We start from the raw sequence: 13,573 nt of genomic DNA on the forward strand, positions 1-13,573 counted from the left end.
TGACGAGGGTTTACCACTATTCTTTTGAGACTTCTTCGCTTCGCCGAAACCTTTCGCCATTGAGAATCCGATTATTGAATGGATTTTAATAGCATATTACAGCTTCATTTTTCTTGCGCTTACCCTGGCACATAATGCAGGACATTACTATGGTAGGATGCTAGATTTTGTCAAAGGCAAAATATTTTTAAATAATCACAATCCTCTTGGATATTATATAAGTGCATACTCAAATTTTCGTCTTTATTCATTTTTACGACGCAAACAAATAGAAAATAAGTACAAACCTTTTCGTTATCATATGCTCAATATATTTAGGATACAACAAGGAGGAAAAAAAATGCCTCAAATGAATTCAAATCAATTTGAAAAATATTGTGAAAAAATGGAAAAAGTTCTCTGGGATGATAGAAAATGTCTTGAGGCTTTTAAAGAAGCGACATTTGTAATTGATTCTGTAGTTGAGAATGACTATAATCGTGAAGTTGCTAAAAGAAAAGGTTTAGTAGAAAGTATAAATAATTCACTGTAGTCGTTATTCATATTAAGAAAATAATTCTAAAATTAATATTAACTATTATCAAGACTTGCTCTTACTTCAGCGATTGCTTTTATTGAAAAAAAAGGGTTGCTTTTTGATTGTGCAAAACCAAAATTGCTTTAGTAGCAGCTAAATCTAAAATTTTTAGTGATCGCAATTTATTATAACTTAACTGTAGTTACGAGCAATACCAAACATTTTTCAAAGATAGAAGGATTAAAGCTCGATGATTCGATATAAATGAACTTAGATTACTTTCTTACAATTCTTCTGAAAGATCTACAGCTTTTGTAGGGTGGGCAAAAAAGAATAAAGGCACAAAACATTTTAATCAAAGCTCATTGCCCACCAAAACTATTCCCTAACTTTCTGCGATATCCTTTTAAAATCGAATGGTTTAAGAGCTTTACCACCACAGATACAACCCCAATCTTGAGAGTATCGTCCTTTTTTTATCCATGTTGAAAAACTAGAATATTCCCATAGATGTGGACATGAAACTAAACCATGTTTGACGGGATTGTAATGAACATAATCTAAATGCTGTTGGAGATCGGTTTCATCTCTAATTAAATGTTCCCAAAAACGCCGTTGCCAAACATCACTTTCTCGATGTTTACGTCGTGATTCAGAAATCTGTATATTTGATATCTGATTTAACTTAAAAGCACGAGTAAATAAAACTTTTAATCTCGATATTCTTTGAGAATAATCAGAATCATTTGGCGGTAATTGCCATACAAAATGAATATGCTCTGGTAAAACCACCGCAGCAATAATCTTAAAGGGTTTTTTCGCTTTTACTTTGGCAATAGAAGAGCGTAATAGATTGATATTACTGGAATTTTTAAATAAAGGACGACGACGATAGGTAACTAAAGTCAAAAAATAAGTTCCGCCTGGAATATATACTCTGCAATAATTGGGCATCTGAATTAGATTTGGTGGGCATAAATTTTACGGTGTTTCTATCTTAAGTAGGTTTGTCTCTCCTGCCCACCCTACTAAAAGCTTTTTATACTGTAAAAATTGCCATTTGTGTTGGCGTACCCACCTCATCATCTACATCTCCAATACCTTTGAATACCACTTCATAATTAAATCTTTCTGCAACTTGATTTCCCCAGTCTTGAAACTCTTTTCTTGTCCATTCAAAACGATGATCTCGGTGACGTAATTTCCCACTGGCTAAAGATGCAAAGCGTACATTGTATTCAATGTTGGGAGTGGTGACAATAACTAACTTTGGTTGTGCAAATTCAAATAACACTCTTTCTAAAGCAGCCAGACGATTAAGATCGAGATGCTCAATAACCTCGATTACGGTAGCTGCATCATAGCCTTGAAAACGTTTGTCGCGATAAATTAGTGAGCCTTGTATTAATTGGATTTTATCTTGCTGGTGAAAAGGTAAATTATCTAGCTTGAGTCTACTTTTAGCTATTTCGAGGGTGCGATAAGCAACATCTACTCCTGTAATTTGTTCTAGGGATTTATTTTTCAGTAAATAGCATAATAACTTTCCTTCACCACAACCCAAATCGATAACTCGTTTTACCTGATATTCTTTTAACGTCTCTGTAACTGTTTCTAATCGTTGTTGATTGAGACTAATGGGTTTTTCTATAGCTGCTTCTTCTTCAGCTTGAATAGCATCGGTTTCTTCAATATCTGGGTTATCTTCTTCCGCTAACTGTGCTAGAGCTATCTTTGCTAATTTTCTGCGCCGTTTGAGATATCTGCTAGTAATTTGTTCTTTTACGGGATGGTTATTCAGCCAACCTTCACCATGACGTAATAGTTTGGCTATCTCTTCCTCTCCTACCCAATAATGTTTATCATCGTCTAAAACGGGAATCAGAACATACAGATGGCTTAACAAGTCACATAAACGAACTGTATTGTGTAAAGTAGCCGAAATATAGGAGCTATTTTGCCACTCTGGAAAAGTTTCATCTAAAGGAAGGGTTTCACCTTCTACTTGATAGCCTAAAGGTTCAAATAATTGACGCAAAAAGGATTCACCACCACGACAGGGTAAAACAGGAAGCTTAACTGTAATCGGAATTGCTTGCTCTACTAATTCTGGACGGTCTTTACAACGAGCAGATAAAGCGGTGCGAAAAACATTAGAGATTGCCACACTCATAAAAGATGATGCGGAATAAGGGCGGTCATTTACATAATGAGTTAAAGTTCCTTCTCGATTATCCGACGCAGATTTACCGCGAACTAATTCAATGGGATTGATATCTAAAAGTAATGCTACAGTGCATTTCACCTCACTAGACTCTGGATAAAAAACATGAGCCTTACCAAAACTTAGAGAAAAAGACTGACATTTTTCAGGATGCTTATGAAGTAGATAACCCAAGTCTGTGGCAGGTTGATGAGTAGTGGTAATGGTTAATAGCATCTACAGCAGCTAAAACTTGATTATTGCCAATATAACATCGGAAATCCCAAAAAATTGAACTATAGTAATTTCAAATAGAAACCACAAGCTACTCAGTACTACTTTTCAGCCTTTATGCCCTAAAGGACTTCCTTCGGTCGCGCGTCGCGCGCCCCGAAGGAAGTCCTTTAGGGAAGCTAGTCCTAAGGCGGAAGCGGTATCTGTGATAGGCATCCTTCATCCTTTTACCAATGTTTAACAACGTAAGGAAATTAATTGGAACGACTATAAGTCTCCCGATATTTTCGAGAATTGAAATAACAGCAGTTTTCGATACGATTAATTTCTCTTCAAAAAAAAGCACGTCTATAATTTTAGACGTACTCAGCTTTAAAACTGGAAAAAATTAAAACTAGACTATTTAGCAATTGATTGGTAATTAGTAAGTTTCAACGTGCCAACGGTGTTCTTTCTTCATTTGCTTACGATAAGCAACCCAATCAACGTCATGTTTACTAGCAGCAGCACTAAGAGCTTCATCAATACCACCTTCCATACCTTTTAAACCACAGATATAAGTGTGAGTTTTAGGATTTTGAATCATTTCCCATAATTTATCTGCGTGTTCAGCGATTTTGTGTTGGATATACATTTTTCCGCCTTCAGAGTTTTTCTGTTCACGGCTAATTGCATAATCCATACGGAAGTTCTCGGGATATTCTTGGGTTAATTTTTCTAACTCTTCTTGGTAAAGAATGTTAGGAGTTTTAGGAATACCAAAGAATAACCAAGCGAAACCTTTGAAGTTATAATCAGGGTTTTTATCTCCTTCTTTAAACATCCGCCACAAGTAAGCGCGGAAAGGAGCAATACCAGTTCCAGTAGCTATCATGATGATATTGGCATCTTCATCATCAGGTAGTAGCATTTCTTTACCCACAGGGCCAGTAATTGTGACATCATCTCCTGGTTTTAAGCTACACAAGTAACTTGAGCAAACACCTTCAACGTGTTCTCCTGTTTCGGGATGGTTATACTCTAATTTTCTAACGCACAAAGAAACTGTGTGATCTTCAAGATTATCTCCATGACGAGTAGAAGCAATAGAATACAGTCTTAGTTTGTGAGGCTTGCCATCTTTATCTTCCCCTGGAGGGACAATACCAATACTTTGACCTTCAACATATTCTAATTGTGGTTCTCCACCAGAAAGGTCAAATGTCATATGACGGCAAGTGCCAATCCCACCCTCGTCTACAAGATCATAAATGTCACTACATTTACCAACGAAAGGATTTTTAGGTCTATAGGTATTTACAGGTACTTTTTTCTTAGCTGTAGCTTTTGTTGTAGTCATCGATTTCTGTTTGTTTTTTTGGGTAACTGAGGTTGTAGTTGCTTCTGAGGTGCTACCGTTGCTAAGAGCCTTAATGCTGACAATCTGACCACCCAAGCGGTTAATGCGTCTCATCTCTTGATTCATGCGATCATAAGGCACAGTAATGAAAACGCTACCGCTTTTACGAATTGAATAGTTTAGGTTTTTACCATTACCATTTTGAGACAAGCCCACTACTTCATACACATAAGTACGACTTTTGTATTCTGTATTGCTATAACCTGCTGTTGCGCTCGAATTGTACATTATTTCAGTATATCCTCCAATTTTAAGCTCGGACTAAAAATGCCCTCACGTATCATAAGTTTACGAAAAACCAACTCCCTGTTAAGGTTTCAAAAGATAATCTATCTTTCCTTTTGATATTGGCCTTACTTTATGGTGCATTATATAGCCTATCATTGAGAGGTTATACCAACTCAAATCTTCGGTAGCTTTTCACTTCAAAAAGCCTTCCAGTATTCTCAGCTAAATTACTGCAAACTACAAGAGGATGTTGTATTGATTGAATCAGTTTAATTTTTTTTTTTTATTTGTCTGTAAAATTTGCTGCTGCTATAATACTCAACAATTTCTTGCTGTCAAAGAAATTCTTACTCAATCCGTTTCACAATTAATTGTGCTGCTATAAATTCTGTTGAGAGGTTTGTTGTTCTTTTCAAGTCAGGGCTTGCGGGGGGTCACCTTCCGAGGTAATATTCTTCAAAGAAAGTTAATAGTCGGTATTAAAATTTAGATACTTACTTAGACTAGCTTAGTGTTGAGTCTTATCTCAAAAAATAATCTAGATGTAGATATTAGTATTTGTTTCATTATTTGGTGAACAAAAGCTACAAATCACAAATAGAATTATTTGCAGGCTACGGCCACCGCTTGCTTAATAACTATGGTTAAATTATTTTTGTAAAAGAGGAAAAATATGACTGCCGATTTAGACCGCGTGGTGCTTATCGGAGTTGCGGGAGACTCCGGTTGTGGTAAATCAACCTTTCTTCGCCGTTTAACTGACTTGTTTGGCGAAGAGTTCATGACTGTTATTTGCTTGGATGACTATCATAGTTTAGACCGCAAGGGAAGAAAAGCAGCAGGTGTTACCGCTCTAAACCCTAAAGCTAATAACTTTGATTTGATGTATGAGCAGATTAAAGCTCTCAAAGAAGGAAAAGCTATTGATAAACCTATCTATAACCACGAAACAGGGGAACTCGATCCTCCAGAAAGAATTGAACCCAACAAAGTTGTGGTTATTGAAGGACTGCACCCTATTTACGATGAAAGAGTTCGTGGCTTACTAGACTTTAGCGTGTACCTTGATATCAGTGACGAGGTAAAAATTCAGTGGAAGATTCAGCGAGATATGGCAGAAAGAGGTCATACCTATGAAGATATCCTCGCCTCTATTGAAGCTAGAAAACCTGATTTCACAGCTTATATCGAAGTTCAAAGAGAATTTGCTGATGTAGTTATTCAAGTATTACCTACTCAGTTAACCAAAGATAAAGAAAGTAGTCTTTTAAGAGTACGTTTGGTTCAAAGAGAAGGGATTGAAAACTTTGAGCCTGTCTATCTATTTGATGAAGGCTCCACTATTGATTGGCGACCTTGTGGACGTAAATTAACTTGTGCTTATCCTGGCATTAAGATGTATTACGGCCCTGATAATATCTTTGGTAATGAAGTCTCTGTACTAGAAGTTGACGGTCAATTCGATAATCTGGAAGAAATGATTTACATCGAAAGTCATCTCAGCAAAACTGGTACTAAACACTATGGTGAAATGAGTGAATTACTACTCAAACACAAAGAATATCCTGGTTCTAATAATGGTACTGGTTTGTTCCAAGTTTTAGTGGGTTTAAAAATGCGTGAAACTTACGACCAACTTACTCAAGTCAAAGAAACTGCTAATGTGTAGTTTTTAAGTAGTTTTTAAATAGTTTGATAAAATTATCGAAATTAAAATGTGTTGCGGGAGTTGTATCGAGCTTCCGTATTTTTTTGTCAAAACATAAAAAGTCAAAAAGATAGATCGATCGGCTATTTTGGGCAAACTGAAAATTAGTATAATTACTCAGTATCTTAAGCCCTATGGGTAATTTTTTAGCAGATAATCCTTCATCTAAACATTTTGCCAATTACGATGGAAAAACATCGTCAGATATTCGCGCTCCCAGTGGATTACGATTATTACATTTATCCAAACAACAAAAGCGAGTTATTCCCATCATGCTATTGGGGGATCTTACCGCATTAGCGATCGCTTGGCAAGTAACTAGTTATTGTAATCAGTTTTATTCTCCTTTACCTCCAGAGTTACTGTGGTGGAATTGGCTGGATATTCCGAGCATATTTTGGGTTTTTGCTGCTTTAACAATTATCTTTTTTGCCTGTGGCGGTTTGTATGATAGTTATCGTCAAAACTATGTTCGTGGCTGTCAATTAATTACGGGAGTTTACTTATTATCTTTATTACTCTGTTATTTTTACGATCCTAAAATCGATCCCCCAAGATCGTTATTTTTCTCGGCTTGGTTAAGCAGTATAGGCTTTATTATTGGTCTGCGTATTCTCATTGCTATTTGGTGGCAACAACTTAATCTACAGCAAAAGCCTGTTTCTGTATTTATTATTGCTCCTGGGGAAAAATTACCTAAATTAGCACAAACTTTGGAACAACGTAGTTCTTATCAGATAGTGGGGGCCGCTTTGGCTAATTGCGCTCATAACAGCATCACTTTCCACAATATTATTAATTCTGGAGCAACAGAGGTTTTAGCTAAGGATTTACCCCAAACTGATTTGGCTTCCACTCTTTACTGGAAACTGCGTCGTCAGGGTATTGGGTTACGCTTAATTCCTTCCAGTGTGGAAGTGTTGCATCGTCGGGGAATTTCCGAGATTTGTGCGGGTATTCCTACTCTAAGAGTCGCTACTCCTTTATTTTTAGGTTGGGACTATCGTTTTAAAAGATGCTTGGATGTGATTGGTGCTTTGATGGGAATTCTTACTCTTACGCCATTCTTAATTGTCATTGCGATTATGGTTAGGTATTCTTCCCCTGGAGAAATATTTTTTCGTCAATCAAGAATCGGCTTACACGGTAAAACTTTTAAAATGTGGAAGTTTCGTACTATGGTGGCAAATGCCAGTGCTATGCAAGCTCAATTAGAAGCCCAGAATCAAACGGCTGATGGCATTATGTTTAAGATTAAAGAAGACCCTCGTATTACTCCTATAGGTCATTTTTTACGCCAAACGAGCTTGGATGAATTACCTCAATTGTTTAATGTTTTGTTGGGACAAATGAGTTTAGTAGGACCACGCCCTCTACCTGTTAGAGATGTGGAAAAAATGAATTCCTGGCATCAAATTCGCCATCAAGTATTACCAGGAATTACAGGATTATGGCAAGTTTCAGGACGTTCGGATATTGAAGATTTTGACGATGCTGCTAGGCTAGACTTGTACTATATTGATAACTGGTCTTTAAATTTGGATATTGATATTTTAATTGAAACTATTAGAATTGTTTTGTTTAGTAAAGGAGCGTATTAATTAATAATCATTCTTTTGTTAGGTCTATTGATAGAGCCATCTACTAGTTCTCCCTCAAATATTGTCATCGCAATAGCCATAGGAATGCTAGCCTATGGAATCAGTATTGTTCTTTATATAACTTCAGCCCAAGGTTTGGGTGCAACGCGCTCTCAGATGCTTTTTTCCTCCGCTCCTTTGTTGGGAATTCTGTTTGCAGCTTTAATTTTAGGAGAAAAAATTACTCTGTTTCAACAGATAGCACTGTTACTGAAAATAGGTTCTTTATTCGCTCTATTTCAAGACCAACACAGCCACGAACACGAGTATATAGCGGTCGCTAACCAACAACTGCACAATCATAATGATCGACCAGCATAAGGGACAACAGTAAAAGTCAGTGGTTGGAGTTGAGTCAAAAATTTAGTCCGAAGACTACGGAAGCGGTCGATACGTTGTTGAAAATTGCGCTCATGCTATCAAATCCTAAGCATTTTCACAATTGGTTTGCGACGCGCGATGCCAATCACGGACTTCCTTCGGTCGCGCGATGCAGAGCGAGTCCTTTAGGGAAGCTAGTCTTTTAGGGCTCATTGCTGCTACTGTACTTCTTAGTTATGCAAACCGCCCTATCTTTGGAGTTCCTGACTTGTAGAATTATTATCGTAAAAATATTAAGATACCTTACAAGTGATGCAATGATGATGGTACTGAGCAATGACAAATCAAATAGGTTGGCGTAAATTTGCAGCAGAAGTAAACAATAAAAATCAGACCATTGATTTAGCGAGAGCTAGTCTATATTATGCTCAGGCTGAATATCCCAACATAGATATTAATGAATATCTCAATCGTCTTGACGAGATTGCACAAGAGATTGCTGCTAATTTACCTCTAGAACGTTATCCTTTACAAGTAATTAAAACCATCAATCATTATTTGTTTGACAGGCTTGATTTTCGAGGTAATAGCCAAGATTATTACAATCCAGACAATAGTTATCTTAATAAAGTAATCGATCGCTTTACTGGTATTCCGATTACACTTGCAGTAATTTATTTAGAAATAGCCAAACGGGTTGATTTTCCGATGATAGGTATTGGAATGCCTGGGCATTTTTTGATTCGCCCTGATTTTGAAGATGCTGGTATTTTTGTGGATGCTTTCAATCAGGGAGAGATTTTGTTTGAGCAAGATTGTGAAGCAAAACTGAGCCAACTTTATCAACAGCCAGTTAAGTTAGAGCCACATTTTCTCAATCCCGTAAATAACCATCAAATACTAGCAAGAATGTTAATTAATCTCAAGCATATTTATTTACGTCATCGTCAGTTAGATAAAGTTTTAGATATTGTAGAAGGAATTTTAGCATTGTTTCCTCATAATCCTCATGAAATTCGCGATCGCGGTTTATTGTATTATGAAATGGCAAGGTGGCAAGAAGCAACTGTGGATTTAAAAGCTTATTTAAAGACTTTACCTGATGCGGAAGATGCGCCGATGATTCAGATGTTATTGAATAAAATATGTAATTTATAAAAGATAATCGAGCAATAGTTACTTAACCATTTAGTGAGCAAAAATTAACTATTTAATGTATATTAGCATTATTATTCCGACATATAATCGTTTGCTAATTTTGCAAAAGTGTCTTTTGGCTTTAGAAAACCAAAAAATAACCAGCAATAAGATTGAAGAATACGAAATTATTTTAGTAGATGATGGTTCTACTGATAATACTTTGGAATGGCTTGCAGAAAATAAACAGCAATTTCCCCATTTAAAAATTTTTCAACAAAATCATCAAGGTCCCGCAGCAGCCAGAAATCTGGGAATTGATAACGCCAAAGGAGATACTATCATTTTTATTGATAGCGATTTAGTAGTAACAGAAAATTTTTTACAAGCTCATATTAATGCTTTAGTTACAGGAAAAAAGAGCTTAAAAAGCGATCGCTTATTTACTTATGGCTGGGTAATTAACACTTGTAATTTTGAGAATCCTACTAATGAGCCTTATAAAATAACTGATTTTTCGGCTGCTTATTTTGCTACAGGAAATGTGGCAATTGCCAAAAAGTGGCTCTTAGAAGCTGGGAAATTTGATACTCAATTTCAACTTTATGGTTGGGAGGATTTAGAGTTAGGAGTGCGACTCAAAAAACTCAACTTAAAATTAATTAAATGTCCCGAAGCCGTCGGTTATCATTGGCATCCGAACTTTAATTTAGAGCAAATTCCCCAACTAATTGAAAAAGAGATTCAAAGAGGAAAAATGGGAGTTATTTTTTATCAGAAGCATCCTACCTGGAATGTCAGAATGATGATCCAAATGACAATTTTACATCGTTTACTGTGGGGGATTTTGTCTTTTGGAGGAGCATTAAATGAAGAAACAATGCAACCTTTATTAAAATGGTTAATAAATCGTGGTCAATCTCAATTAGCTTTAGAAATCGCGCGTATTTTTCTTAATTGGTATAACGTAAAAAGTGTTTATGCTGCCTATCAAGAACTCCCTTAATTAAAATACATCAAAAGAAGCAACCATTTGTTTTATGGTAGGTAAGAATGTCTCATAGCTATCGGGTTTGGCAGTATAGGTAATAGTATAAGCCTTACTATTATGAACAGTCCAAATTTGCATTCTTTTTACTACAGAACCCTTTTCTTCTCCCTCATAAACAATACTTCTTCCCTCATAAGAGCCTAAAACTGTTAACTTAGCATCACTAATATTAGGATCGGAAAGTCGTTTAATTTCTGCAATTGATTCTGCTGTATACTGATTTAAAGAAGTATCAGATACCAGATTTTCTACAAAAACACTGACATTTTCCTGAAAAGAATCTTGACGACTCTCCAAAGGAGAAATAAAAATAATTCCTGAGATAAAAAAATCATCTCGCTTTCGTATTTCCCAGTTTTCAGGATAATTAATTTTTACCCCATAATCTTGATTTGCATAGTTAGTATATTGCATTTTTTTAGGCTGCCAAACAACAAAAACTATCCCTAAAGTGGTAATAGTCAAAATAAAGAATAAAATAGCTTTAATAATGTTCTTTTTGAACAAATTAACAACAGTAAAATATTTGATCTTATATGACGACTTTAATAAAGCCTTGTTTTTTAAGGCTCTCACATCTTCCAGAAAATCTTTAGCAGTCTGATATCGTTGTTTATGGTAATGGCAAATAGCCTTATCGATCGCTTTTAATAATTGAGGACTATATTGAGACTTATCTTGTAATTTATCATGCCAAATTAACTCTCCTTGACGATCGACGGGTAAATCACAAGGTAATTTTCCCGTCAAAGCTTCAACTGCAACAATGCCTAAAGCATAAATATCACTATATAAACCAGGATTCCCCATTACTTGTTCTATGGGAATATAATTTTCTGTACCCACAATTACAGTAGGTTTATTGAGAGGTTTTTGCTGATTATTATGAAGAGAAACTTGTTTGACAGAACCGAAATCTATCAAAACTATTTTACTATCAGAGCTTCTTCTAATTAAATTAGAAGGTTTAATATCACGGTGAATTACTCCATACTCTTGGACAAAAACTAAAGTTTCTAAAACATCTTCTAAAAAATCAACAATAGCTTCTTGAGAAAAATACGGTTTTTCCGCTATTTCATCACTAAAATCTCGTCCTTTTATTAACTCTTGAACAATAAAAAATTCTTGATTTTCCTCAAAATAAGCTAGTAATCGAGGGATATGGTCGTGATTTCCTAGCTGCCCTAAGATGTCTGCTTCTGTATCAAATAAACGTCTAGCAACATCTAAAGCTTGGGGATTATTTGACTGGGGTTGCAACTTTTTTACTACACAAAGATCGTTAAAACATTGTCGATCTTCTGCAATAAAAGTAACCCCACTACCACCTCTGCCTATTTGTTCAATAATATGATATCTATTACGAATTGTTTTGCCAATGAGATTTTGATTCATCGAGTTTGATTTTGGTGATTAAAAAATTAAATTAAACACTACTAATAGATATTTTCTAATCTTGTATAACTTCTAGCAATTTTACAAATAAACATTATCAAAAGTAGATCGAATTAAACAAAAAGTGTAGTCTGCTCACAATTTTAAACAATTATAAGAACAACATTGTGCAACAATGGTATCTCGATCTTACTTATCTCTTCAAATCTTCGATGTCAGCGATCGCTAAAACTTCTCGCTCTCGGATGCAGACGATACAATCGCCAGTGATTCCTCTCATTGGAGAACTAATTCAAAAGAATCCTGGTACTATATCTTTAGGGCAGGGTGTTGTATCTTATGCTCCTCCTCATAGTGCAATCTCAGCAATTCAAGACTTTTTAGCTAATTCTCAATCTCATAAGTATCAATCCGTTATTGGTATTCCCGAATTAAGAGATACCATTCAAAGAAAGTTACTGCATGATAACCAAATTGCGATCGATGAAAATAACTGTGTTGTGGTTACGGCTGGTAGTAATATGGGATTTCTCAATGCTATTTTAGCTATTACCAATGCTGAAGATGAAATAATTTTAAATACTCCTTATTATTTCAATCATGAAATGGCGATTCGGATGGCAAATTGTCATCCTATATTAGTTGCTACTGACGATAATTATCAACCAAGAATAGACTCGATCTTACGAGCAATTACCTCTCAAACCAAAGCAATTGTTACAATCTCTCCAAATAACCCCACAGGTGCGGTTTACTCTGCCGAAACTCTGCAAAAAATCAACCTAACTTGTCAAGAAGCTGGAATTTATCACATAAGTGATGAAGCTTATGAATATTTCACTTACAATCAAATAAAACACGCCTCCCCTGCTTCTTTTCCCAATAGCACAGCACAGACTATCTCTCTATTTAGCCTTTCTAAAACTTATGGCTTTGCTAGTTGGCGCATTGGCTACATGGTAATACCTCATGACTTACTACTATCAGTTAAAAAAGTACAAGATACTAACTTGATTTGCCCTCCAGTAATTTCCCAGTATGCTGCTTTAGGGGCGTTACAGGTAGAAAAAAGTTATTTGCAACATCATTTAGCCAAAATTACAGAAGTTAGAAATATAGTTTATCAACAGCTAACAAACTTACCAAATAACTGTTATGTGGCAACGGCTAATGGTGCTTTTTACTTTTTTATTAAAGTACAGACTACTATGTCAGACTTGGAATTGGTAACAAAATTAATTGAACAATATCAAGTAGCCGTTATTCCTGGTAGTACTTTCGGTACAGATGATGGCTGTTATCTCAGAGTAGCTTATGGTGCTTTAACTCCAGAAAATGCTACTTTGGGAATTAGCAGATTAATCACAGGAATTACCGAGCTTACTCAATCGATAAACCACGAATAATAAACAATTATCGGGGTTAATTACTCAGATAAAATTATTGACACATTTTGTTTACCCATTACTTAATAAGAAGCCTCCATGCCCGTAAATTTAATTTATAGCAATACGAGCTTACGTTAGGACACTCATTACTCATTACTTATTACTTATTACTTACGAGCAATCAAATAAACTCTGTCCTAACTCAACTTTGTACGGCTATACCCCTCTTCTGTCACTTTCCGAATTAAAAGATTACGAAATAAGGTGATTTATCCAGAAAGAAGCAGTGTGGGAAATTGATTAATGCTATCAATTAAGTTATGTAATCCTAGTAATAAAGAAGAATTAG

At 35.5% G+C, this 13,573-nt stretch carries 11 protein-coding genes; 7 read left to right on the plus strand and 4 right to left on the minus strand.

What is annotated here, in order from left to right; translation table 11 throughout:
• The first annotated feature begins 157 nt into the window (after nt 1-157).
• A complete protein-coding gene (locus H1P_RS23175; protein ID WP_144871809.1) occupies nt 158-532 on the plus strand; it encodes a hypothetical protein in 375 nt (124 codons plus the stop codon).
• 363 nt (nt 533-895) lie between these two features.
• On the opposite strand, the gene H1P_RS23180 is transcribed toward H1P_RS23175, so the two are convergent.
• The 3 genes from H1P_RS23180 to petH all read right to left on the minus strand — a co-directional run bounded on the left by H1P_RS23180 (nt 896) and on the right by petH (nt 4,581).
• The gene (locus tag H1P_RS23180) at nt 896-1,471 is read right to left on the minus strand and encodes an REP-associated tyrosine transposase (protein WP_144871811.1); all 576 of its coding nucleotides are present in this window, start codon (nt 1,469-1,471) and stop codon (nt 896-898) included.
• A gap of 85 nt (nt 1,472-1,556) precedes the next feature.
• A complete protein-coding gene (locus H1P_RS23185; protein ID WP_144871813.1) occupies nt 1,557-2,957 on the minus strand; it encodes a 3' terminal RNA ribose 2'-O-methyltransferase Hen1 in 1,401 nt (466 codons plus the stop codon).
• A 418-nt stretch (nt 2,958-3,375) separates the two neighbouring features.
• Nucleotides 3,376-4,581: a bifunctional rod-capping linker CpcD/ferredoxin--NADP reductase PetH gene (gene petH, locus H1P_RS23190; protein ID WP_144871815.1), complete on the minus strand. Its 1,206-nt coding sequence runs from the start codon at nt 4,579-4,581 to the stop codon at nt 3,376-3,378.
• A gap of 673 nt (nt 4,582-5,254) precedes the next feature.
• Here petH and H1P_RS23195 point away from each other — a divergent pair.
• The 5 genes from H1P_RS23195 to H1P_RS23215 all read left to right on the plus strand — a co-directional run bounded on the left by H1P_RS23195 (nt 5,255) and on the right by H1P_RS23215 (nt 10,393).
• Entirely contained in the window at nt 5,255-6,250 is a 996-nt protein-coding gene (locus tag H1P_RS23195) for a phosphoribulokinase (RefSeq protein ID WP_144871817.1), read from the plus strand.
• Nucleotides 6,251-6,423: 173 nt separating this feature from the next.
• Nucleotides 6,424-7,890 (plus strand): sugar transferase, encoded by a 1,467-nt coding sequence (locus H1P_RS23200; protein WP_144871819.1) that lies wholly within the window; start codon nt 6,424-6,426, stop codon nt 7,888-7,890.
• 15 nt (nt 7,891-7,905) lie between these two features.
• A complete protein-coding gene (locus H1P_RS23205; RefSeq protein ID WP_246141921.1) occupies nt 7,906-8,250 on the plus strand; it encodes a DMT family transporter in 345 nt (114 codons plus the stop codon).
• Between the two features lie 336 nt (nt 8,251-8,586).
• Complete coding sequence (locus H1P_RS23210) at nt 8,587-9,408, plus strand: SirB1 family protein (protein ID WP_144871821.1); 822 nt, start codon at nt 8,587-8,589, stop codon at nt 9,406-9,408.
• A 55-nt stretch (nt 9,409-9,463) separates the two neighbouring features.
• Nucleotides 9,464-10,393 carry a glycosyltransferase family 2 protein gene (locus tag H1P_RS23215; RefSeq protein WP_144871823.1) on the plus strand — a complete coding sequence of 310 codons (930 nt, stop codon included), beginning with the start codon at nt 9,464-9,466 and terminating at the stop codon, nt 10,391-10,393.
• Here the strand turns inward: H1P_RS23215 and H1P_RS23220 are convergent, their stop codons facing one another.
• Entirely contained in the window at nt 10,394-11,836 is a 1,443-nt protein-coding gene (locus tag H1P_RS23220) for a serine/threonine-protein kinase (protein WP_144871825.1), read from the minus strand. It lies immediately after the preceding gene.
• A gap of 245 nt (nt 11,837-12,081) precedes the next feature.
• Here H1P_RS23220 and H1P_RS23225 point away from each other — a divergent pair, with 245 nt between their 5' ends.
• Entirely contained in the window at nt 12,082-13,242 is a 1,161-nt protein-coding gene (locus H1P_RS23225; RefSeq protein ID WP_144871828.1) for a pyridoxal phosphate-dependent aminotransferase, read from the plus strand.
• Nucleotides 13,243-13,573 lie beyond the last annotated feature (331 nt).

The organism is Hyella patelloides LEGE 07179 (assembly GCF_900659865.1).
GTDB lineage: Bacteria > Cyanobacteriota > Cyanobacteriia > Cyanobacteriales > Xenococcaceae > Hyella > Hyella patelloides.